This window comes from Lepagella muris (assembly GCF_004793975.1).
Lineage (GTDB): Bacteria > Bacteroidota > Bacteroidia > Bacteroidales > Muribaculaceae > Lepagella > Lepagella muris.
Genome location: NZ_SRYB01000022.1, coordinates 1 through 25,413, shown reverse-complemented (window position 1 = coordinate 25,413; position 25,413 = coordinate 1). Strand labels below are relative to the sequence as shown.

The window sequence follows — 25,413 nt, the reverse complement described above, 5'->3', positions numbered from 1 at the left end:
TTTTAATGCTTTTATATATTAAATTAATATTTTTTAATATACATTAAACTAATTTAACTATACCAGCTCCCCTTCTATCGCATTAAGAAAACCTGCCAACGCCGGATTGGAACTAACCACTTGCTTAAGATATTCGCGTGGCGGAAGCTGCTTGGCACCCACCGGTTCGGTAGTAACCTCCACTTTCAGGCTCAGGTAGTCATTTTCAAGTCTGTCACGCAGATATTCAAGCAGACGCCCCATTGAAAGTTCAAAAGACTGCTGCTGCGCCGGATGATCCACGACAATACGATACGTATGCTGGTCTGCCGGCACAGGATGAGAAGCGCGCATGGCATTAACAAGGATATGGAGCGACGGATTGGATGCCGCAAAACTCCCCCATGCCTCCATGAAAACATCATGGTTGATAGGCTTATTGCGTCGGACAAGACCTGAAGCCTGGGGCGACGATGACTGCCGCTGTGCGTTAAGACGGAGAGTGGATGGGCGGGGCGCGACACGCGGACGTCCTGCGGCGGGAGCCTGATTGGGCGACGTCTGTGGAACCGACGGTTGTGGAGCCATTGGCTGCACAGGCGCAGGCTGCGGCGATATCGACTGCTGAGGCGGCATATACTGTTGGTAGTCGGTCGGCTGCTGGGGTGATGTAGACTGATGCATAGGCTGCTGTTGCACTACCGGTTGCTGCGGTGACGTCGGCTGTTGCGATACCACACTCTCCACAGATGGAGAGGGACGCCGCTCCGCAACCGGATCGCCCAGCGGCATTCTGCGATCCAGCGAATCAAAAGGGGGCGAGGCTGGTTTGAGCAGCTGACATAACCGGATGAGCGTAATCTCCACAAGCAGACGCTTACTTGTGGCAGTGCGATAGTTGAGATCACATTCACTCAGCAATCTCATCGCTGCATAATACCATTCCACAGGAAGAGTCTTCGCCTGCTCCGCATATCGGCGTGCCACCCCTTCGGAAGTCTCAAGCAACGTCACAGTGCGCTCATCCACTGCCACCAGCAGATCGCGCACATGGGCGGCAAGACCGTTCACCAGGAAGAGTGAATCAAATCCCTTATCGCGTATCTGCTTATATACCAACAGAGCCGACGGCACATCCCCCTCTCTGAAAGCATCCACAAGACGGAAATAATAGTCATAGTCAAGCACGTTGAGATTGTCTATGGTCTTCTCATACGTCACATCCCCCATCGAGGAGGCTGCCACCTGATCGAATATCGACAAAGCGTCGCGCATGGCTCCATCCGCCTTCAAGGCAATCACGCCCAACGCCTCGCGCTCAGTAGTGATACCCTCCTCCTTTGCCACATATTCAAGATGGTCAATCATGTCGTCTACCGTGATCCGCTTGAAATCATATATCTGGCAACGGCTCAATATCGTGGGTATCACCTTATGCTTCTCCGTGGTGGCAAGGATGAAGACCACATTCTTCGGTGGTTCCTCCAGAGTCTTCAGGAAAGCATTGAACGCCGCATTTGAAAGCATGTGCACCTCATCTATTATGAATATGCGGTAATTGCCATTCTGAGGCGGGACATTAACCTGTTCGGTAATCGAACGTATATCGTCGACCGAGTTGTTTGACGCCGCGTCCAACTCCACAAGATTGAACGACGTGCCCTGCTCTATCGCACGGCATGACTCACACTGTCCGCATGCCTCGCCATCAGCCGTAAGATTCTGGCAGTTGATTGTCTTGGCAAAGATACGGGCGCACGAAGTCTTGCCTACGCCACGCGGTCCGCAAAACAGATATGCCTGCGCCAGACGATGGCTTTCTATCGCATTTTTAAGGGTGGAGGTCAATGCCCTTTGCCCCACCACGGTCTTGAACGTAGCTGGTCTGTACTTGCGGGCCGACACTATATATGGCTTCTCTTCCGACATGCTTTTCTTGCTTTCTGTGGTTTTTGCTTGCAAATATAATACTTTTTCAGACCCCTTCCAATCTGAATATTCAATTTTTAACATCACAACCTCAACAATCTCTTACATTCTCACAACAATATTCTTTCGCTTGCGTTAAAAAATAGAAATTTCCACTTTGAAGGAATTTTATTTCGGTAATCGTAAAAAAATAATAGGATTACTTAGAAGTCGTTTAAACTTCATTATCACTCGTAAAATTCATAACAATGGAGAAAAGCAAACTTTATACCCGTACAGGCGATCTCGGCACCACGTCTCTCGTAGGAGGGAAGCGCATAAGGAAGGACGACACCCGCCTGGAGGCATACGGCACCATCGATGAGTTCTCATCATTTCTCGGAGCCGTATTATCCGATCCGGATTGCCCGCCTCATGAGAAAGAGACGCTGCTCGGCATCCAGAACATGCTTTTCAATCTCGGAGGCTATCTGGCGTCTGAAGTGAATGAGAATGGTGAAAACGCCGTGTGGGTTCTGACTGATGATGACCTGAAGGCTCTGGAACATGAAATAGACCGTCTCGACTCGGAGACCCCGAAAGTGAATGCTTTCGTGCTTCCGGGTGGCACACCCCTCTCCGCCAAGGCTCACATCGCCCGCTCCGTATGCCGACGTGCCGAGAGAAGGATACTGACGCTTGCCGAACGCGAATACGTGGATCCTCTACTAATATCCTACGTCAACCGACTGTCGGACTATCTATTCATCCTCGCCCGCTATTTCAACCATATCGCCGGTATAGACGAAATAATCTGGCACAGATGACAATTGACCTAAGAAGCGAATAAATCCGGTCAAGACCGACATAAAAGGCGCTGACATAAAAAACAGATAAACTGAAACAAATAACAAATAAAAACTGAAAAACTATGTATTGGACATTAGAACTCGCGTCTAAACTTGAAGACGCACCCTGGCCCGCAACAAAAGACGAGCTCATTGACTACGCAATGCGCAGCGGCGCACCACTCGAAGTAATCGAAAACCTCCAGGAGATGGAAGACGAAGGCGAGACCTACGAAAGCATCGAAGAGATCTGGCCCGACTACCCCTCCAAAGACGACTTCTTCTTCAACGAAGAGGAGTATTAATTGTAAAATATCCCATAAACCCAAGACACTCAATCGGATAAACAAAGAACCATTTGTTTGTCCGATTGTTTTTTGTGTCTATATACAAACAAATGCACAAACATAACCACCTCATTCTCAACATGCGCTTTATCCGCCATGCCCATTTGTTTGTCTAAAATACAACCCCTTTCCCGACCTTCGTGAATATCGACTATACGCATGAATATCTCCTCCCCTTTCCTCCCCATTACTTCATGACATTTCATCATCATGACAATCATCATGACAAATAAGTCAACCCTTTTCGGCTACTCCCTCCGCGACTACAAATACCGGCACACACAATCCGACATAGACCGTTTCCTCGCCCGCTGCCATTACCGCCACTTCGCCGAGTAAATCACGATTATAACCATTTTTATCTTTTTCACACTTTATTCACATTTAAGCATAGTGATTTTGAGTTGTGATCAATATTTACTATCTTTATTTACTATCTTTGCTGCATAATAAACTTTAACACTAATCATGTTATATGGAATCTCAAAGACCTCTTACAAAATTCCAACAACGAGTAAAAAATATCAAGACATCTCTGTTACTTCCGGGGGCTATTGGTAATATAGCCTCTCTTTATTTATTTAGAAAACTAGATAAATCAGAAAAAATAGGAATTATAGGATTGCTAAATTATCCTTTAATAGGAGCTATGGGATGGCTAAATTTTCTTTTTGATTTGGAATCATTACCATCGAATAAACGAGTAGCAATTATGATTCTTCCTTATTCCAAAATAAAAAATGTAAGTCCTTCAAAATCTGGAATTATATTCTTGCCTAAGATTATAGGCATTCCGGATTCGTTCACTTTCGATGGTAGTGTAGAAAGTGGGAAGCTTTATGTGCTTGACCCTCGTAATGATAAGAAATATTGTTCTGCGGATATCCTTGCTCAGGATTTAATTAATGACAGAATCCTTGAGATGAAGTATGTTTTCGAGCGTTTGGGAGCGACTAAACTTGATATTTCGTATCAGGGTAGTGAGGATAGCAGGGAAAGTCGGGATTTTGATTCTTCTAATGATTTGTCTGGTACATATAAAATATTTGGCTTAAATCATTCATCACGTGAGTTAGAAAGTTCAAGCCGAATAGCCTCTAAATATTATCAGTTTGAGATACACAAACGGCTTACTGGTAAAAAACTTCCAATTGATTGGAACTCTCTATATTGGTATAACAGTGATGGGGTGTTACAAAACGAGGTTAAAAGCATATTGGATGGCTTGACATCACAGGTGTCTTTTAAGACTGTGATGAGGAGTTATTCAAGTCAGGGTTCATCTTCTTTGACAACTGTTAAACAAGGCCTTTCTATCTTGAATACACTCGGTCTTTCCAGAGAATACCAAGAGGCTGAAAAAATGCTCTCTGAGTTATCAAAATCCACGATTTGGGAAGTTAATGTGGAATTTTAGAAGTTTCCATCTTGTCAAGAATAAAGGTGTATTGACATCATCTATCATCAAGGAAATTCAGAAGATGCTGGAGCACAATTCAGCGGGATTCCGTAGCGTGCCCGGAACAGCTCTTAAAAGCGCTTGTCTATACCGCAATTTTTTTGTAACTTTGCATTAGGAAGTAACGATAATTACCTGAAAATGACCAATAATTAATGGTAAGAATATAGGGCGCAACCCCTAAACAAACAAGCGGACTCTCACTCTGTCGTTACAGGCTCTGGTCAGCCCTCAATACAGAAAGGGAGTCCCACGATTAAGTTTTGATGAACCAACTATACGATATATATTGTGACGAAAGTTGCCATCTTGAACATGACGGGGAAAAGGCCATGGTTCTTGGAGGGATTTGGTGTATCGATTCTATACGCAAGAGAATCGCACGAGATATTCGAAACCTAAAGGTAAAATATGGACTCAATCCTCGTTACGAAATGAAGTGGAACAAGATTTCCAAAGGGAAATTAGAGTTCTATATTAAGGTAGTGGAATATTTTTTTTCCAATGAGAATCTACACTTCCGAGGAATGGTCATTCCAGATAAAAGTATGCTTCGCCATGCAGATTTTGGTCAGACACATGATGATTTCTATTACAAGTGCTATTTCAGCCTGATTAAAACTTTATTGCAGCCCGGAGACCATTATAATATCTATCTCGACATTAAGGACACCCGTGGGGAGACAAAGGTCAGAAACAGCCTTCCTTTCTGAATACAGGCATCAATCAAAGAAAAAACTGAAAGAGTATGAGGAATGGAAAAAGAATGAAGGTGTTGGCATCAATACTCCGGATGAACTGATCGCGTTGATACAGGAGTCCATAAAAAAAGCAAGAGGCTAACCTGTTCAGCCGCCTCCGTAACTCCTTCAACTGCGTGGTTGATGAGCTAATCGTGTCGCAAAATTACGACTTTTCCATGAGATAAACAAATTTTCGGGTCTAAAAGTTGAAAAAATAAAGGTGAACGAATGTGTAAATATGTGAAGTGCTGATGTGTCGCTGATGATAGTTCAGAATATAAGCGTCAGGTATACACGAAGTCAGGGGGCTACTCTCTCAACTACGGCACCGACCCTCCCAAGTGGAGAGCCGGTGCTATATTGTGCAATAAAGAACGATATTGCAGTTATATGTCAAGCAACCTGCCGTTGTCGTTCCATTGACCATACATTTCACCACGACGTGTGGCATCAATGAACTTTTGTAGGCGGCTATGGAAAAGCTCCGGATCATTCCTTTTTATCTGAATCGTATCAATGCGCACCCTTCGATACAATTCCGGGAATGAATTGAAATTTTTCCAAAGGGGATCTTCCTGTTTTAAGGCTTCCAATATCTCCGGCATTATCTCAAACTCTTTGGTGGGGTATTGAGCGCGACCAGCCTCCGTCATTCTGCCAAGAAGTTCCATCCTTCTGCATCTCGCTTTATTCAGTTCCGACCATATAGAACCTTTGCGACGGGGCACAAACCTCTGACGGGTAATGCCATCTTCGAATTTCTTGGTCATGCCATCAATCCAACCAAAGCACATCGCCTCCTCAACAGCATCAACATACCAAAATGTCGAGCCATCATCAACAGGCATACCTCGTTTGACTGTAATCCAGCACTCTTTCTCCGTGTCGTGATTAGCTACCAACCACTTCCGAAACTCATCAAGGTCTTTAATATCGAGAACGTTATTCATAATGATATACGTTATACCGTTTTCCTCCCAATAATGGTCATTTACATGGTAATCCTTATAGTCCAAGTTCCACTTTATTTTCTTTAGGGATGGGACTCCTCCATGCAGTATTCTCTAACCTCAGCGACGTGTCACGTCCTATGATGTTTAAGGATGTTCGGGTTAATTTGTTTTCATTTTGCAAAGATACAGAACAAATTCGACAGATGCGTCAAACTCTAAAGTAATTTATTCTTACTGCGGTCATAGATTACGCATACCAAAGACCTGATAGTATATTTGTAGTTCCGCTCGGTTGTCTAAAAGACTGAATCGAAAGGGCTGTATTCCATCGCCTTTCATCGTCAAATATACGTGTCTATCTCAACATAGATAATCAAGTGATATTCAAGGCTAATTGATTTCTTCAACTAAGAGGAATATCAATTGCGAAATATCTCATAAACCAAAGACATTCAATCGGATAAACAAAGAATTATTTACACAACTTCGGGATAAAAGAGACCTGGAAATTGGAATAGACGCTTAAAAAAGTTGCCGTTTCGTTTGGTGATATCAATGACATTTAATAATTTAGAGGCACCAAACAATAAAGCACATATCATGATTATCATGGATAAAGTTAGCGAAATCTTTTGCATGTAGATGATTTTTGCAAAGAATTTGGTACAGAGATGGCAAAACAGCCTCTCCCAGCCTCATAAGAGCGTCAATTATTGAAGTAGAAATATCTAACTATCAAAAGAATGATCGGATATAAATATTTCGGATATGTTTTTTTACTCACATGTTTTATAGCATGTGGAACAAATACAAGTGCTGAAACAGGTGTGGAGCAAATTACAGAGAATGTAACAGTTAATGATACAATTGTTGAAAATTCGGCTGATTCCGTACTGATTAATCGTGTTTATGATAAGTTCGTATTTGCGATTGATGCTGAGGGTAATGATAATCCAACGGATTATTTCACAACCAACGCATTGAAAAAACTTCAGCACGACTATGAATTTGATTGTGACAGAGGACCATGTTACGCTTACTATGCATTGAGAACGCAAGAACAGGATTCTAAGCCAAATTCGGAAGATGTATCAAATATCCGCAGAATAGAGTCTATTGGCGATGGATGGTATGTCGTATCGTACTTGGATATGGGATGGTCCGGTATGACTCGTATAAAAATCGTTGATGGAAAAATTGACGACTACGAACGATGTGTCTCCGATTTATAATTGTTTGTGATGATTGCGCGAACCACCATTTTTATTTCCCATGTTTTCTCTGAAATGAGTATAAAATTACTGAACATCTTTTCCCAAACACTAAACATCTTAATGCAATGACTACTAAAGCAGCTGAAATCTGTCGTTATTTCCGTGATGTATTGACCTTTAGGAATTATATCGAGGTTCCTGACGATAATGATTCCTATTTCACTATCTCTGATGAGGAACTGAAAACGGGAAAACTTAAGAAAGATGATACCCGACTGAGATTGGCTGAAAAGTGGTCTTCTGAAGATAAAAAAGATGATGATGATAATCTTTTAGAAATCATCCTGATTCCCAAAATCGTCGTTGATATGGAGCCCAAATATACTCCAACTAAAACAAAGGATGCAAATCAGGTATGGGAATATAAGAAAATCAGCCTTCTGTATATAAAAGCTACCTTAGACAGGAAATCCTTCGAGATAAGGAATAAGACAGGAGAGAGTCTGGTCTGGGCTGACCCATTGGTGAAAAGTGCAGATAATATATTCGTGGAGTTCTTTCGTGAATTGTTCTATAAAATATTCAGGAAAGATTCACAGGGTGAAATGGTAAAGTTCAGGTTTAAGAATGCTCCGTTGGAATGTGGAGAAGAAAACTGGGATCAGTATATTACCGGAGTTGACAAACATTTTGAGAAACGCACCGGCAAAAGCCTTTTCAATTCAGATAAACTCTCTGATGAGTATGGTAATTCCCATAATTTGTATATGGACGATCATCTACGGCAAACAATTGTAATGAAAGACGATGTAGTGTTTGCCAGTAAAAATATCGAGAGTCTACTTCATGTAATCGAGAATAAAAGAGATGAGAAATTACCTCTTTTTGAAAAAATGATTCTTGGGAACGAGAAGAGAAAGATTCTGAATGAGCACAAAACAGGAGAAAACCTTAAGAATCATCTTGGGCAGATGAAGGCTGATTTCCCTCTGGCAGATGCACAACGTGATGCGGTGCATTGCGCCTCTATCTTAGGGAATGGGGATGTTCTTGCGGTTTCCGGACCTCCGGGTACAGGCAAGACTACCATGTTGCAAAGCATTGTAGCAGATATGGTGGTTAGAATGGTGGTCAACCATTATGTGGACGGCGACATAAATGATGAAGAATCTTATAGTGCCCCACTTATCCTTGCATCTTCAGCCAATAATAAAGCTATAACGAATATAATAGATGCCTTCGGCAACGAGGATGACGACACGTCGAAGGTGGATATGTTCCACAGATGGCTGTGTTATGAGTCAGACAAGCGCAAAAGATTTGTGCCGATGGCGGTGTATTGTCCTTCAGCTTATGCCGGCAGAAAAAGGATTTCACAATATTTCGTCACCGGCATGAAAGGTGGTGATGATTACAAATGCTTGCGAAAAAAATATGCGACCGATTCATCTGATTTCTGCAACAGAGCCATACGTGCATTGTGGAAAGACGAAATATTTGAATATAAAAAGATAGAAATAGGGAAAGGGAACAGTGATAAAGAAATAATCGGAGCCATACTCGCCGAGCTAAAATATAGGATTGGCAAACTCCATAAAAAAATCGCCTATATAAGTGCTCAGATAGAGCATAAAGCTACCTCTTCTGCCTATGTGAAGAATATCATAGACAGTTTGTTTCTTGAATATAATACGAGAGAATCTGTCAAAAGGTTTGAGACACTTTATAAAGATAACCCGGAATCTGTAAGAGATGATCGGGAATCACTTGACCGTTTACTCGACTTGACTCTTCGCTTCGATCTTTACTGGCTCGCCGTGCATTACAATGAATGTAGGTGGATTATACTACTTAAAAATAAAAGCAATAAGGATAATGAACCAAGAGAGGTATATGGCAAGTATTTATGGAATGAGATAAAGTATATTTGTCCGTGTGTGATAGCCACTTTCTACAGAGCTCCAAAATTATTTGAATTTAAATCAAAAGATCGCCTGAGATATAATTTCGAATTGGCAGACCTTCTTATTGTTGATGAGGCAGGTCAGGTAAGTCCGGAGATTGGGCTTCCGACTTTTGCCCTTGCCAAGAAGGCTCTTGTAGTCGGGGATGTGAAGCAGATTCCTCCTGTGTATAGTGTACCGGAATGTTCGGAAGAGACTTATTGGTCGAATAGGGTCAATCCTGAAATGAAGGATACGGAAAGAGACATCCTTTCATGTTGTCGTTCGAATGTAATGGCAATATCAGAGAATAGGTGTAATTATGAGAGAATCACGCAATCAGGTAAAAAAGAACCCGGTCTTTTTCTTAATGAGCACAGGCGTTGCGTAGATGAGATAATTGATTACTGTAATAAATTGATTTATTGCGGAGAACTTGTTCCTAAGCGTGGAAGTAATACAAAGAAGGGTAGTAATCTTCCCCCACTTGGAATCTATATAGTGGAAAGCAACAGTGAGCTCAAAAGCGGCAGCCGCATCAATCAAAAAGAGATAGATGCCATTTCAGAATGGCTTGCGCAAAATGAAAAGAAAATTGAAGGTATATACAACAAAAGGATACAGGAACTTGTCAGTATCATCACGCCATTTAAAGCACAAAGTCTTAAGATAAAAGAAGACGAATATCTGAAAAAGTTCCAAAGTGGTACAGTTCACACTTTCCAAGGAGCCGAGAGTCCGATAGTGATATTTTCCCTTGTATATGGAGCAAACGATAATCCCACTTTCATCAAGAGCAATCATGAACTTATGAATGTGGCAGTATCGCGAGCCAAAGACCATTTCATAATTTTCGGGAGCAAAAAATGCCTTGAGAATAATCGTAAGGACAAGGCATGCCGGCTGCTACAAGATAAGCTGGAATCCCTCAATAATCCATTCTAATCTGCATCATACGCTTCCGTCTTATCATTTGACGGAAGCGTATTGATTCATCGTATGTCTGCATCCGTTTTAAAATGCGAGATTTCATCCGAAGAAAATGAGGGGCAGGACGGCTACGAACCATTCCGTGGTAGAGGATGTTTATCATCATTATGTGATTGTTCAATACTCTTTTTTCAAAATTCATTCTATGGAAAACACAACGGATAACAACATTAACCCGACTGCCGACTGGCGGGGGCTCACCATCTATCAGGTGATGGTGGGCTCTTTCATCCATTCTCCCGAAGGGGCAAAGGGGTATAGTAAGATGTGGGGACCTGACAACAATACAAAGGATGGTAATCTTCAAGGCGTCATTGAGGCTCTTGACCATATCGCTTCCATCGGAGCAAATGCCATCTGGCTTACCCCCATATTTGATAGCCGAGGTGCCTTCGGTGGTGAGAAACTTCAGGCTTCCGGTTATTTCGCAAAAGATTATTTTGCCATTGACCCACATTTCGGCACTGAGGATGACCTGCGTGAACTTGTAAACAAAGCGCACGAGAAAGGTATGTATGTATTTCTTGACGGGGTGTTCGGTCATCACGGAGGGGTCGAGAAGCCGTCACCATCGGGACACATCATTGACTCCACCCCTACCCTTAGCGAACGAGGGGAGGAAGGGGGCGAGGGCAACGTGAAATACCCCGAATCCCTGGAATATTTCAAGGAGGTGGCGACATATTGGATCGACAAGTTTGAGATTGACGGATGGCGTTTCGACCAGGCATACCAGCTCTGTCAGGATGGGCATAATTACTGGGTGGAGATTCGCGATGCCATACGGGAAGTGTGCGACCGTCGGCGCAATGAAGGGAAACAATGGGGCGTGCTCGGCTACATGGTAGGAGAAGACTGGAGCGATGCCGCAGGGATAAGCGCACGAGTATATCGCGACGGCGGATTGACGAGCGCCTTTGATTTTGATGGGAAGACACTCATCAGCGGACCGATGGGAGACCTGTCTGACGGTGGTCTCAACAACGGATGGGATGACGTGATCCACGTATACTCCAGCCCCACCTCACGCGGATATTGCTCTGATGATGTGCTTCCCAACCTTTTCGTAAGCAATCACGACGGATTCCGAGTAGCCGACCATTTCTACGACAACGATGATGAGATAAATGTGAAGACCCGTTTTGCCATACTTGCCGGCTATCCCGGACCCGTCACCCTTTACTACGGCGATGAATTTGCCGACCTCAGCCGTGACGACGACGGTGCACAGCCCGACAATGCCGCACGAACGTCGGGACACATAATGGCTGACGATGAACGTTCGGCAAGAGTCTACAACTACGTGGCAAAAGTAATCAACTTCCGCAAGGAGAATCCGGCAATGTGGCGAGGTACACAGGAGTTCAACCGTTACCGCAACGGTGATGCCGAGGTTCTCGTGGTTACAAAGACCGACACGGATAGCGACAACAAGGCGGTCATGATCTTCTCCGACCACGACACCACCGAGATTATTCCCGGCATCCCCTATCCCGTCGAAGTGAAAGCCTACGTCCCCGAGCTACTGCGCATCAGCTGACACCTTTTGCCTCCTCTCTTATTTTTTCGGGATAAGTGAAGTGAATTGTGACAAATTTACCCAACATTCCCAAACATCTCCATTATATCGGAGCCTATCGGGAGTATCGGGTGCAATGCACCCGATACTCCCGATACACCCTACGCGGAAGGGTACACGAAATACATTTGCCATATCATTTGGTAATCAGTGATGCGAGATATTATCAGGAGAAGCAGGAAATGTTTTTTCGTTACTATGACTATTGGATTGGGATTGAATTACTGAATTTTTTTTGTAACTTTGCAGTGCCGTTCACAAAGAGCGGGATGAAATGAATACAAATAATGCATATCAAGTAAGCTCAAAAGCAAAAGTTCGCAACTGCTCATTCATGGAGAATTGGAAGAGTACGCAGTGATTGTGCGCTCTATCCTGATTCTATGATATTCAAGGAATATCTCTGTCTGCCGGACTGCTGAATTGCCGGCTAATATCATAATTTTCCACTCTATTTTTTCATACATGAACAATCCACGATTGCTCACGGTGCTGTTTGCGTCAGCATTGGCGGGGCATGCTATCTGTGCATCCGCTCAATCTGCTGTCGTCATGTCGCCGGAAGAGCTGTTTGCAGCTGCCGAGAACCACAGCCGGCAGCTACGCCCGTCATTCTCAAGCGAGGAAGTGGCGCGGCAAGACGTAAGAGTAGCCAAAGCCGGACGATTGCCGGATATAAACGCCAACCTGTCATTAAACTACATTGGCGACGGCTTCACCACCCGGAGGGATCTCTCCGATTATCAGAAGGCTCCGATACCGCATTTCGGAAGCGGGCTATCCATCAACGTGTCGCAACCTGTATATACAGGAGGCGCGATAACAGCAGGGATCGAAATGGCGGAGCACAGACTTACCGCCTCAAGGTTCGCCACCGAACTGCAACGCGATAATATCAGGTTCAACCTTGTAGGCGACTACCTCGACATCTACAAATATATGAATCTGCGCGACGTGGTGGATAAAAACATCTCGCAGGCAAGGACAGTGCTTTCTGAAATGACGGCACGCCACGAGCATGGCACAGCCTTGCAGAACGACATCACTCGCTATGAACTGCTTGTATCTAATCTTGAGCTACAGCTTACCCGAATCAATAATACGATCGATATACTCAACCATAATCTCGTGACTATAGCCGGATTCCCGGCGGATATTACCGTGCTTCCCGACACCACAATCCTGTCAAAGGCTCTACCGATGAAGCAGGAGTCGGAATGGCAGGGAGAAGCCTCAGCCAGCTCTCCCGCGATACGCCTTGCCGAATCAAGCCGGGATATCAGCCACACCTCCGAACGTATCGCCAAGGCGGAACGGCTACCGAAAATAAGCCTTCAGGCAGGATGGAACATCGACGGTCCGATTCTCGTGGAAATTCCACCGATAAACCGCAATCTGAGCTACTGGTATGTAGGGGTAGGCGTATCTTACAACATCTCTTCCCTATATAAGACTGACAAAACGATTGCCAGAAGCCATGCCGCCTCAATCCATGCCAATGATGAGCTTGCAGCCGTAAGGGAGAACGTGGAAATGGGGATGAGAGCTGATTATGTACGCTATCTAGAATCATACGAAGACCTGAAGACGCGGCAGAAAAGCGTGGAGCTTGCCGAACGGAACTACAATATCACCACCACAAGATATTCGGCAGACATGGCATTGCTCACGGATCTTCTCGATGCCGCCAATTCCAAACTGGATGCGGAGCAGAAACTCATCGACGCTCGCATAAACATCATCTATTATTACTACAAACTTCTATTCACTTCCGGAAAGATATGACACATCGCACTAAAAAAATCCTCTCCTACGCATTAACCCTCATCGTGATAATAGGAGCCGCCGTCTGGGTCGGCTCAAGATTCCTGCATCTCGGTAATGTTGAATTTACCGACAACGCCCGCATACAACGTCAGATTGTGCCGGTCAACAGTAGGATACAGGGCTATATAAAGGAGATACGATTCAAGGAATATGAAAAGGTCAGCAAAGGCGACACGCTGGTCATTATCGACGATGCCGACATGCGGCTCCGCGTGGCTCAGGCAAATGCCGACTATCAGAATGCACTTGCGGGGCGCGGTGTGGCAGACCGTTCCGTCGGTGTCGCATCGGCAAATGCCGCTGTAAGTGCTGCTTCAATAAAGGAGGCGAAGGTACTGATGGATAATGCTGCCGTCGAACTTGAACGCTACTCTGCATTACTCGGCAAGGATGCCGTGACTCGTCAGCAATATGACGGTGTGAAGACTGACTACGAAGCGAAGAAAGCTCGCTATGAGATGCTCTCTCGTCAGCGCGAGGCGACAACGAGCGTAGTGACAGAGACACGCGAACGCTTATCCCAGACAGACGCCGGGATAGAATTGACAAAATCGCTGCTTGAGACGGCACAGCTGAATCTGTCGTACACGGTGATCACAGCCCCATGCGACGGCTACACCTCTCGCAAGGAGATACAGACCGGACAGCTCGTGCAGCCTGGACAGACGTTGCTGGATATCGTCGAGAGTGGCGAAGTGTGGGTGGCGGCAAATTTCAAGGAGACCCAGATGCATCATATCCATCCTGGGAGTGAGGTGGAGATAACGGTCGATGCAATACCCGGCAAGGTATTCGCTGCCCGTGTGAAATCAATATCGACAGCTACCGGGGCTGAATTGTCGGTGATACCGCAGGATAACTCTGCCGGGAATTTTGTGAAGGTTAGGCAACGCATACCTGTGAGAATCGAGTTTACAGGCGACAGTAATCGGTCAGACCTTGATCTGCTGCACGCCGGAATGAATGTTGAATGTAAAGTGAGATATTGATATGGGCGACTGGCACGCACATCAAGGACCCTTCGACATTCCCGATGTGCCCGACTATATTCCACGTAAGCTAAAACCCTGGCTGTTCATCCTCTTTGTGCTGATAGTTCAGTTCTCAGGGGGCGTGTACCTTGCTGCCGCCACCGATATGGTTGGATCCACGGCATTGATGCAGGAAGACATACTAATGGCGGGTTATGCGTCGCTCGTCGGTATGTCGATCAACTTCTGCGTCATGTTCAGGCTGAAATTCCGTTTTTCCAACAGAGTGAGCCTGCTGGTATGCGGCGCGGTGCTGATAGCCGCGAATCTTATCTGTGCGTACACTACAAACATGCCTCTGTTGGTGACGACCTGTTTTGTGGCGGGCTGGTTCCGTATGTGGGCAACCTTTGCATGCAACTCCACCATCCAGCTGTGGCTCACCCCGACACGCGACATGGCAGTATTCTTCTGCTACGTGTATCTTGTGGTCGACGGAGTGATCCAGTTGAGCGGTATAGCCACAATCTACACCGCTTTCCTGTCGCAATGGGAGTATATGCATTGGATCATGATTGCACTTCTCGCCCTGATGATGCTCATGGTACTGATATTTATCAAGCCGGTAAAGGGACCTATTCAGATACCCTTGCTCGGCATTGACTGGATAGGAGCAGTATTATGGAGCGTCTTCATGCTCTCTTTCACGTTTATATGCGTATATGGCAACTACTTCGATTGGTGGGATGCCATGGAAATCAGAGGAGCTGCACTTCTCGGAATCGTGAGCGGCGCAATTAATCTGTGGAGAGCCATGTTCCTGCATCATCCCTACATCTCGCTACAGGTACTCACCAACCGCAACGTGATAAGAGCCACGCTCATCTATTTGGTATTCTTCACTCTTATGGCTACGGAGCACGTGTTTGAACATAGCTATGCCGCCACCATACTCGGCTTTGATGAAACAAATCTCATTGATCTCAACTGGTACGTTTTTTGCGGCATCATAGTAGGTTGCGGGTTCACCTACGTCACGTTCGCCCTTAGGAAATGGAGATATAAGACCATGACGGCAATCGGCTTTGCCCTTGCCACTATTTATCTTGCCTATTTCTATTTCTTCATAGACTATGGCATTGAGAAGGAGATGCTGTTCGTTCCGTTGTTCACGCGTGGAATGGCATCGGTCATCATATCGATTGTGTTCCTCACGTCGATTGTGCAGAGTGGGCTGCATTTCTTTGTGTTTCCACAGGCATTGACTGTCAACGGCTTTACGGGAGCCGTCATGGGGGCTACTCTCGGACCTGCCGTGATAGGCGAAGCTCTACGTCATACAATGGCGGAGAATGCTGCAAATTTAAGTGCCGGTTTTGCATTATTTGACTTCCGAAGCTATAGTATGCCACTGCATGACCTCTATGGATTGGTGCAACGACAGGCTCTCGTTGTCTCGATGAAGGAGATCTACGGGCTGCTTCTCATCATATCCCTCATCTCGCTATTTCTGATATTGATAAGCTACTCCCCTATCCGACCGATGGCTATTTTCCCGAAATGGAAGAGGATTAGAAAAATCTTCAGGAGGGAGACGGAAATCGCTGTAAGAAGCTGCACTCAATAAGACTATTCCCAATCCCCGCCCTTGTATCGGTTGTATCGGTTGTATCGGTGTGATACAACCGATACAAGGGCACGAAGAAAAGAAAGAAATAAAAGAAATTTTTATTTTAAATATTTAAAAATTAATAAATTTCTTTTTTTCTTAGTGCAAACATCACGGGGATTCTTTGTGCGATGGTGGTTGGTCAGAAGGAGATGAGGCTGGTGGGGCTAATTGACATTATTTATGGAGATGGCAGTGCATGAGGTTGCCATCGGAGTCTCGCAGGTGCATGCCGTTACCTTCGCAGTATCGCCAGAAGGAGCAGTCGGCACATACGCCGCATCGCATCCATTGCCGGTCGCGATAGACTTCGTAGCGGTTCTGCCATACGTCCCACAGGTCATCCTTATAGATGTTGCCCTGTGTGTAGTCTGCCCGTATGCTCGGACACGCCCCGATGCTACCGTCAAGTAGCACAGACGCGACACTGACTCCAGCCTGACATTCAAAGAAATAGTCTCTCACCTCTCCTTCATAGCCGCCCATGAATCCTTCGCAACAGAATGAGCATCTTATGCGCCCCTCCTTCCTCGTGGCGGATATAAACTGCATCAGAGTCTCAACATCCTCTCTTGTCAGCTCGAAATCAGGGTATTGCGCTGCTCTTCCGGACGGAAAGATGGTGAAGAGTCGCCAACGTTTCACTCCGGCACCTATCAGAAGCTCCTTCAACTCTTCAAGCTGCGGCAACGATCTCCGATTGACGCATGTGACCACATCAAAATTCAGATCATCGGCTTTCGCCACCAACCTGATTGCCTCAATCGCCTTTTTGAACGACATCGGATGATTGCGCATCCAATTATGGGTCTCCTCCAATCCGTCAAGACTTATGGTGATGTTATGCAGTCCGGCTCTCCGCAGGCTTTCAAGCCGAGCGGAATTTAGAAGAAGTCCGTTGGTCACGAGTCCCCACGGAAATTCCATGTCATACAACCTTCGCCCTACATATTCTATATCATTGCGCACCAATGGTTCACCTCCCGTGATAATGATATTGAGCTTGTGGGGATCGACATGCCCGCGCAATGATTCCACCACCCTGATGAAATCATCCGCCGGCATATCACCCACCTTTGAACTGCTCTTGCAATCGCTGCCGCAATGTCGGCATGAGAGGTTGCATCGCCACGTACATTCCCAAAAAAGCTGTCTGAGCATGTGTTCACGCCGGCGGTTAATCTTAATCGGACGGTTAAGTTCAAGAGCGATGCGCTGTTTAAATGAAAGCGGTTTCATTCCTCTGCACGTTTCTTGAGATTAAAATCTACCGTGGCGGTAGATTTTCCCATATACCATATATTTTCATCATCCTTATCACGTATAAATTTCAGTTCCACCTCCACAGAATCGGGTTCAAGCCGGTTATCTTCAGGGATACAGACCACCTTCATCTTTTCAGGGAAACCGGTTCCGACAACCGTATAATTCCCCTCACTATCCGTATAAGCGGTTGCATACGAATATATTCCTGACGGAAATTGGGAATCTGTCGCTCTCATCGTTGCCTTCTCCACAACCTTACCATCTTCCGACATTACATGCCCTTTTATCTCAAACTCACCTATCGGAGTGCCATACATATACAGGATCTCCGGTTCATCCGGCTTATCAGATGAACATCCGAAACCGAGAACTGCCAGTAGCACTCCGCAGATACGCGAGACCACACCCATGAAATTAAAATTTTTAAGATTCATAACATTATTTGATTAATTATTCTGATAAATGCCATTAATACCATGCACTACTTATAAGATACGCAAAAGTAGGAATTACTGCATGACTATCAAAAAAAATTTTTTATCTGATGGCTCCCGACGAAGTGGATGCTTCATTTATCTCATCGTTTCTTCCAACTTTCTTACCATAGTTAAACGTATAGCTTGCCGTCAGCAGGAAATTCATACCCTTTGTCGGGTCATACGTCTTTTCATTAAATCCGTAATAATCCGTGTCAAGCCTCGTGACACATCCCAACATACTTTTCCTAAACGGATTAGCCACCGCCAACCCTATATTCCAATGGTTATCACCCCACCCTGCCTTCAGCCAATAATTATCACTCTCCCGACGATAAGAATAGGTGCCCGAATAGCCACGAAAGCCATTGTTGTAATGCCCTCTCACGTAAAAGTTGCCTAAATAATATGACACGTCTAAATTAATCATAAACATTGTATTCTCCGCGCTATATCTTCCCTCCACATTCTGATACGCCAACTGTGGGGCTGTCGAGAAGTGCAGTCTGTTGCCAAACGTTTTCAATGAGAACGACATGCCTAACGCAGCCTTATGATAATTCCCATCATTCTCCGGTCTGCGCAATATTGCCTTGTCGTGGTCAAACAATAGATATGAATCGACCGTATGATTATTCTCCAGATAATATTGCATGTAGGCAGAGGCTGAGAAGGCATTCGACATCAGCCACGTATAATTGACGGCACACAAGCCGACATTATAGGCTTTCAGATTCTCGTTGCCGGAATAATACATCAACTCATTCTCACGTACCACTGCCGGATTAAGCATCGAGGCATCTATACACTGGATCTTCGTGATCCCTTGAAACCTCAATGAATACTTCTCGCTGAAAGCATATTGCAGCGAAAAATATCCATACGGCATACATTTTCTGTCGCTTGCATCACCCACCCTATTGTCATAATAGATGGCACCACCTCCTATCCTACCGTAGAACTTATCCTTTGTGTAGGAATAAAAGAGAGTCGGACCCAGTAGGAACATACGCAGACGCTCATTGTAATCCGTATCGCCCGAATAGTTGAGGCGTGTGTTGGAGTACATCCCCGACAACCCTAACTGCAACCCATGCACACCAAACTGTTTTTGGGAATAAAGATCCCCCACCCAGGTCCATCCATTCTCCTCCATATTGTTGGCAATATTGATTCCGGATGAATAATCCCGGTTGATTTCATTATGAAGATAACTGACGGAAGTGACCACCTCCAATGCCCATTTCTTAGGGAGTGAGAAATAATAGTCCAAGCTCAATCTCGGTTCCATGGCAGTTCTGTCAGATAGCCGGTTGTAGGTCTCACAGTCAAACGCTTCCGGTCTGTAATATAGAAGTCCCGACATATCATCGTGAGGGGTAGAAGTGTACGCGAAATCCAGATAATGGGTCAGTTGCATCTTCTCAGTAGCATATATAGCTCGGGCAGACACCGATGGATTCTCAGATTCATATTTTGATGAAGACGTAATCCGGTTACGCTCTATCAGTCCGGAAGGGAATTTGAAATATCCGGTCTCACTCGTGCCGGAATGGGCGTCATTACGCATCTGATTATATGCATTGACGTCGAATACTGTCTTCCCACGTGTATACTTACCATATATGCTCTGTGTGCCCCGGTAGAAATCGTTGAAAGTATTATCCGAATACAGACGCACGTAGCCCCCATAATCATACCTCCTCATTATTATATTGACCACGTGACTCTCGTTGCGGAAACGCGGGTCATCTGGAAAATCCAGTACCTCCACACGCAATACGTCGCGGGTGTTGAGGGCATCTATCTCTGGCGGAGATGCCGGAAGCCAGTCGATAAATAATGCTACCGGCATACCCTCGGAGGTAGACACACTGTTACCGCTCACCTGCAGCGTAGGCACCATCATGTTCTGAAGTAATTCCGCGAGATTCTGTGAAGTATTCTTCTGTCGCGATGTCGGGATATAAGTGCTCTTTACAGCGGAAGTATACGCCGACTTAGCGTCAACCACAACCTCCTGCAGGTCTCTTGTCACCGTAGAATCCGGCACGACCTCCTGCGCGACAGATTCAATCACACACAGCATCGTAGCTGCAATCATAAAATTCACTTTCATATCATGAGTTTTTAACCTTAATAATGATGCAAAGTTAATGCTCTGATATGGTTATATTCTCTTTATATCCCTGATTATCTTTTGTGCAATCGCATCTATAATTATATGGTTATCAGCATAGATTAAAACAAAAAGTTTATATAGCGGTTCCATGCGTTTATCCCGGCATTAGCCATTGATGCGCGATGTGATTTCCAGGGCTATGTCGGCACCCTCGTCAAGCATCAGTTTCTTTCTGATCTCCGTCTTGCGCTGATAGATGGTGCGAGTGCTTTGCCCGACCACCACGCTTATCTCCTTTGTAGAGAATCCAGCCCTCAGCAGACACGCCAACTGAATCTCTCGCTCGTTGAGTAAATCCCCATATTTTTCCTGAAGACGTGTATAAAACGAATCGTAGGCAGAATCAATCACCGGGTATAGATCCGTCCAATTAAGAAGCCCCTCAAAATCCTTCTCGTTCCATTCCAACCGAGAGACCTGCCTCAACAACTCTTTATTGGCATCTGTCGGAGTGCCGGCTATCAGTCTTATCACTCCCAACTGTTGCAGCAGAAGTTTCCGGAAGAGTGCATCATCCGCGCTGCCTCCACCCTCTTTCTGACCCTCACTCTCGGCAAGAAGCCGCTCCAGTGTCTCCATCTTCTCCTCGGCATCCACTAATTTCTGGCGTTTGCGGACTGCGTACATACGCAATCCCCCTGCCGATATGATCATGACAAAAATCAGCACGACGCTTATCATTGTCAGTGTATGCTGACGCTTTATCCTGACCATATCACGCGCATTATTGCGATCACGGTTAGTCAGAATATCTTCAGACAACAACTTATAACGTTCTCCGGCAAAATATACGGAATCGTTGAAGGAAGCAGGGAGTGCCGAGAAATCTCTCATACCGTCCAGATAATTCAATACAGATCGTAAAACTCCCAACTCATTCCTTATCGACACATATTCCAACCCCCATTTACTCCATTCCTCTTGATATGCAGATTCCGCCTTGTCAAGATAGACCCGCGCTGAATCAGGCTGACGGAATGCTAAGAAAACTTGTGCAATCCCGGCATAGACATTGGAGGATGGTCTCCCCAATTCCTCCACTCTACTCAATCTCCTCAGCAACTCATCCTCCGGAAGCCGATAATTGATTGAATTGCGTAGATAATGATGCAATAATTCGCAATTCCCCTTTGTGGCTATCTCTACCGATTTTTCTATATGATAGAATGCCGAATCGCTGATTGTCTCGTCAGAACTCCGATTGGTTTCCCAACTGTACGCCACTCCTATGTTGTAATGACCCAAGGCGGCTACGCCCGGATCACTGGATTCCATCATCTTCGCGGAATATTCCTTTGCCACATCAGTCAGATTTGCAAGTAGAGCCATCTGTACCAACAAATTATACAAGTTGTATCTATTACTATTGATTGAATCGGGCACAAATTCAATCGCTTTTTCCACCGAAGAAATCGCACCCTGCATGTCGCCAATATATCTGAGGCGTATCCCCTCATACTTCATGCTTGATGCCGCACTAACCGAATCTCCCACTGAAATATAGTAATCCGCAGCACTTTTAAGAAGAGTATCGGAACTAAACGACTTGTCGGAAGCACTCGCTGACTCTGCATATAGTCTGGCATATCCCGCTCTCTTCCCGGCATCCATATTTTCCGGGAAAAGAATATCATTAAGCAGCTTATAGGCACTATCAGGATTATCAGGCATCAACTCCTCGGCAAGCGAAAGCTTCTTTTCATCCACAGCACGCTGGCGGTCGCAGGAAATCATACCGAAAACGACAACCAGCACCATTATCAAAATTAGACTCAATCTCATAAGGATTACTCAATATTTGTCAACAAAAGTAACACTTTCATTTAACACTTACAAATATTCCTACCAAACAGACTACATGTTGAAACGGAATCCGATTGGTAGTGAGAATCCGAATTCATTGTCTGTCCAACTATTGGGCACGCTGTAATTATGGGGGAAGCGGTATTGCAATGTCGGCTCAACAAATACGTCCACCTTATCCGACACACGGAATGATATGCCATAGCCGACAGATACCGACCACACAGGATTTGACTTGAACCCTCCTTTGACAAATTCAGGCGTTCCGGTCGTGGTTGTAACCACTGCATTGGAATATATCGGAAGGCTGAATTCTCCACCTGCCGACACATATTGCCGCATCTTCCCCAACGAGAATGTGGAGAACGTCATTTTTAACGGAATACCCAAATAATGCCAATGGCAATGGCTCTCTGAACCGTCGCCTTCAAACTTTGTATGAAGATAAGTATAGTTAAGCCCTGTCTCCAATCCCAAATTTTTCGTAAACCGCTTCCTTACCTTCAGAGACACGGATATCGGCATATAATTATGGTGAGCGGCATCCTTGTAATCCTTCATCGTAATCAGTCTTCCCCTGGTCCGCAGATTCCCATTCTCCTCTTTATCACCCTTATCAGGATCGAGATAATCCGGAGGAAGTGTTGGCAGATTCATCTCATAATCATAATCGCCAATCCCATTTTTGAAATCGGCAATACCGGCATCAACACTGACCCCGAATGACCATCCATTAGCGGAGGGGCTTGTAATAACAGGTTCGGCATTATATGCATACGTTGGCACATATTCATCCACACGTGGCAACTCTATGACTGCGGAGTCCGTGTTCTCCGCAACCCTCTCTTGCATTACCGGAGGGAGTGAATCATTCACCGCTTCCGAAATATCCGGAACGACTGCAATCTGCTCCTTATCAAATCCATGATTTTTATTCTGCAACACCTTAGTCTGCAAACCGACTGCATTATTTTTAACGGCAACATTATTCACATTAACAGAATCGACCGGTATCAGCACGGAATCAACAGGCATAACGACCGGGATTTCGCTCAACAATGCTTCATTTACCGATACGCTTCCGCCATCCGCCCCGCGCCACAACAGCAACACACCAGTAGCAATCACTCCGGTAATTACAAAGATGCCCGTTTGCAGACGATATTCCGTTATGAGCTTCTGCATCATCTTCCGGGCATGGAAAAGTTGCGAGGATGATGAATTAGGTGCGATCCCGAGTATTTTCCCGATCTCCTTATGCGATTTATTCTCAAGTACAGCCAATCGGAATACTTTCTGATAACCGTCGGGAAGTTTTTTTATAAGAGATTCCAGAGTGTCGAGGTCGATGAATCCATCCAATTCCGGGGAATCCATCATTTCCGGCATCTCATCAAGCATTGTTGATATGTCCTGCTCATGCAGGAAACGTAAAGCCAGATTTCTCATTATCGTGGCAAGCCAACGCTCTATGTAATCCGGATCCCGCAATTGGTCAAGACGGGTCATCGCCACGATAAACCCATCATGCAATATATCCTCAGCATCCTCGCCGTCGGGCACAAAACGGCGTATCACGCCCAGCATCTTGGGTGCGAATCTGGTGTACAGGAGACTAAGAGCCTCCCGATCCCCCCGCCTACATTCCTCCAGCAGACTACGGTTATCTATCAATATTTTCCGGTTATCAATACGGTTCACAATATAAAGATACAAAAATCCCGAAAATACTGCATCGCCCACAAAAAATTTTTTCATTATGAAAAATGACCATCGGCGAAACTGCCGATGGTCATTACAGGATTGTCTAAATTTGGGCTGCTATTCTCTCTTACTTTCTGTCGATCTGGGAGAGGGCGAAGACGTAGGCTCCGATTGAGATTGCCTCGCTCGCGCCGAGACGCGAGATCGCCACGCCTGTTGTCTTGACCGGACTGTAGGTGACTGTCTCGTCGAAACCATAGATCGGGAGCTCTACTTCGGAACCGCGTGCGAACTGACGGAATTCATCTTCGTTATCAAGGTCGTAGACGTTCATCTGAACACGACCTACTGTCTCGCCCTTGTAAGTAGAGAGTGTAGAACGCATCTCCTTAAGAAGTGCGGGCATGATATGATGTGCAGCACCTGTGACACCACCGCCGATCACCACGAGTGAGTCGGTCAATGATACAGCTGTGGCTATCGCATCGCCGGCTGCCTGTCCGAAGAGACGGAATGCCTCCTTCGCAGCCTCCTGATTACCCTCCTTCTTACCGTCGGCTATCTCGCAGATATCCTTCGGAGTCAGAACCTCGTCATTGCCTGAAAGACGGGCATACTCGCGCTGCACGGCACGTATTGCGACACTCTCCTCGCATATCACATCAGGGTTATGACGGTTGCGCAGGCAGAACGTCTCGATACATGAATTGTTGCCACGGTTCAGCTTATTGTCGATGACAGAACCGATGCCGAAACCTGTTCCGAATGTATAGCCGAGAAGATTGGTATATTCACGAGTGCCACCGATAGCCTTGATTCTCGCATTCACCTGCGGGAGGATACCTTCATGAGCCTCACCCAAAGCGAAGAGATCGCCGTCATTGTTGATGAATACGGGGATGCCGAACACCCTCTCAAGCATCGGGCCGAGAGCCACACCGTTACGGAATGAGGGGAAGTTGGGAAGGAAACCGCCGATCACGCCACGCGCATAATCCGCCGGACCGGGGAAAGCGAAACTGATTGCCACAGGGAGCTGCGGGAGTGATGATATCACCTCACGGAAACCTCCGATCATAGTCTGAAGGCACTTGTCGAGATCGTCTGAGTTTGAAGGATAAGTGATCGTCTCTCCGATGAAACGGTTGCCTCTCATCGCGCCGAACACAAAGTTTGTACCACCCGCATCAAGGGTGATCACAATTCGTTTATCGTCCTGATACATATTTATGCTGTTAAATTAAAGTTTTCATGATGTTCTGCAAAATTAGATATAAAAGTTCAAAACACTGTCTTAAATAACGCCAAAAAGGTATAAATATGCCTCATCCGGCACAAAAAAACACTGTCACACTCAAAAAATGTATTCATCCCTGCCATTTACATATACACAACTCTAAATTTCCCCATGATCGACAGCACTAAAATAATAAAACATTTGATATAAATTGTCGGTTATATCTATGGATGAAATACTCATCCGTTTGCAACCTATACTTAATTACTGAAGTTTCGCAAGCTGCACTTCAGTGGTTTAAAGTTTATAGTTTAA

At 45.4% G+C, this 25,413-nt stretch carries 18 protein-coding genes; 10 read left to right on the top strand and 8 right to left on the bottom strand.

Annotated elements, in window-relative coordinates:
• Positions 1-57 precede the first annotated feature (57 nt).
• On the bottom strand, positions 58-1,908 hold the full coding sequence (locus E5331_RS13635) for a DNA polymerase III subunit gamma/tau (RefSeq protein WP_420813814.1): 1,851 nt from the start codon (positions 1,906-1,908) through the stop codon (positions 58-60).
• A gap of 248 nt (positions 1,909-2,156) precedes the next feature.
• On the opposite strand from E5331_RS13635, the gene E5331_RS13630 reads away from it, so the two are divergent.
• From E5331_RS13630 to E5331_RS13615, 4 genes are all read left to right on the top strand, one after another.
• On the top strand, positions 2,157-2,714 hold the full coding sequence (locus E5331_RS13630; RefSeq protein WP_123483287.1) for a cob(I)yrinic acid a,c-diamide adenosyltransferase: 558 nt from the start codon (positions 2,157-2,159) through the stop codon (positions 2,712-2,714).
• 104 nt (positions 2,715-2,818) lie between these two features.
• Entirely contained in the window at positions 2,819-3,040 is a 222-nt protein-coding gene (locus tag E5331_RS13625; protein ID WP_123483286.1) for a DUF2795 domain-containing protein, read from the top strand.
• A gap of 517 nt (positions 3,041-3,557) precedes the next feature.
• The gene (locus tag E5331_RS13620) at positions 3,558-4,499 is read left to right on the top strand and encodes a hypothetical protein (protein WP_123483284.1); all 942 of its coding nucleotides are present in this window, start codon (positions 3,558-3,560) and stop codon (positions 4,497-4,499) included.
• A gap of 308 nt (positions 4,500-4,807) precedes the next feature.
• Entirely contained in the window at positions 4,808-5,254 is a 447-nt protein-coding gene (locus E5331_RS13615) for a DUF3800 domain-containing protein (RefSeq protein ID WP_123483283.1), read from the top strand.
• 416 nt (positions 5,255-5,670) lie between these two features.
• Here the strand turns inward: E5331_RS13615 and E5331_RS13610 are convergent, their stop codons facing one another.
• Positions 5,671-6,234 (bottom strand): YdeI/OmpD-associated family protein, encoded by a 564-nt coding sequence (locus E5331_RS13610; RefSeq protein ID WP_275441220.1) that lies wholly within the window; start codon positions 6,232-6,234, stop codon positions 5,671-5,673.
• Positions 6,235-6,980: 746 nt separating this feature from the next.
• Between E5331_RS13610 and E5331_RS13605 the strand changes: the two genes are divergently transcribed.
• The 6 genes from E5331_RS13605 to E5331_RS13580 all read left to right on the top strand — a co-directional run bounded on the left by E5331_RS13605 (position 6,981) and on the right by E5331_RS13580 (position 16,388).
• Positions 6,981-7,469: a hypothetical protein gene (locus E5331_RS13605; protein WP_135984812.1), complete on the top strand. Its 489-nt coding sequence runs from the start codon at positions 6,981-6,983 to the stop codon at positions 7,467-7,469.
• 107 nt (positions 7,470-7,576) lie between these two features.
• On the top strand, positions 7,577-10,339 hold the full coding sequence (locus tag E5331_RS13600) for a DEAD/DEAH box helicase (RefSeq protein ID WP_123483281.1): 2,763 nt from the start codon (positions 7,577-7,579) through the stop codon (positions 10,337-10,339).
• Positions 10,340-10,529: 190 nt separating this feature from the next.
• A complete protein-coding gene (locus tag E5331_RS13595; RefSeq protein ID WP_168355237.1) occupies positions 10,530-11,924 on the top strand; it encodes an alpha-amylase family glycosyl hydrolase in 1,395 nt (464 codons plus the stop codon).
• A gap of 504 nt (positions 11,925-12,428) precedes the next feature.
• Entirely contained in the window at positions 12,429-13,748 is a 1,320-nt protein-coding gene (locus E5331_RS13590; protein ID WP_123483279.1) for a TolC family protein, read from the top strand.
• A complete protein-coding gene (locus E5331_RS13585; RefSeq protein ID WP_123483278.1) occupies positions 13,745-14,779 on the top strand; it encodes an HlyD family secretion protein in 1,035 nt (344 codons plus the stop codon). The genes E5331_RS13590 and E5331_RS13585 overlap by 4 nt, the downstream gene beginning before the upstream one ends.
• A gap of 1 nt (position 14,780) precedes the next feature.
• Positions 14,781-16,388, top strand: coding sequence for a hypothetical protein (locus E5331_RS13580; RefSeq protein ID WP_123483277.1), 1,608 nt, complete (start codon positions 14,781-14,783; stop codon positions 16,386-16,388).
• 219 nt (positions 16,389-16,607) lie between these two features.
• On the opposite strand, the gene E5331_RS13575 is transcribed toward E5331_RS13580, so the two are convergent.
• From E5331_RS13575 to E5331_RS13550, 6 genes are all read right to left on the bottom strand, one after another.
• The gene (locus tag E5331_RS13575; protein WP_123483276.1) at positions 16,608-17,669 is read right to left on the bottom strand and encodes a TIGR04133 family radical SAM/SPASM protein; all 1,062 of its coding nucleotides are present in this window, start codon (positions 17,667-17,669) and stop codon (positions 16,608-16,610) included.
• Positions 17,666-18,130 carry a radical SAM-associated putative lipoprotein gene (locus E5331_RS13570; RefSeq protein ID WP_123483275.1) on the bottom strand — a complete coding sequence of 155 codons (465 nt, stop codon included), beginning with the start codon at positions 18,128-18,130 and terminating at the stop codon, positions 17,666-17,668. Before E5331_RS13570 ends, E5331_RS13575 begins: the two co-directional genes overlap by 4 nt.
• Positions 18,131-18,233: 103 nt before the next feature.
• Positions 18,234-20,291 carry a transporter gene (locus E5331_RS13565; RefSeq protein WP_123483274.1) on the bottom strand — a complete coding sequence of 686 codons (2,058 nt, stop codon included), beginning with the start codon at positions 20,289-20,291 and terminating at the stop codon, positions 18,234-18,236.
• A 168-nt stretch (positions 20,292-20,459) separates the two neighbouring features.
• Complete coding sequence (locus tag E5331_RS13560; RefSeq protein ID WP_135984814.1) at positions 20,460-22,136, bottom strand: helix-turn-helix domain-containing protein; 1,677 nt, start codon at positions 22,134-22,136, stop codon at positions 20,460-20,462.
• 72 nt (positions 22,137-22,208) lie between these two features.
• The gene (locus E5331_RS13555) at positions 22,209-23,915 is read right to left on the bottom strand and encodes a sigma-70 family RNA polymerase sigma factor (RefSeq protein WP_123483272.1); all 1,707 of its coding nucleotides are present in this window, start codon (positions 23,913-23,915) and stop codon (positions 22,209-22,211) included.
• A 73-nt stretch (positions 23,916-23,988) separates the two neighbouring features.
• Entirely contained in the window at positions 23,989-25,086 is a 1,098-nt protein-coding gene (locus E5331_RS13550) for an ROK family protein (RefSeq protein ID WP_123483271.1), read from the bottom strand.
• Positions 25,087-25,413 lie beyond the last annotated feature (327 nt).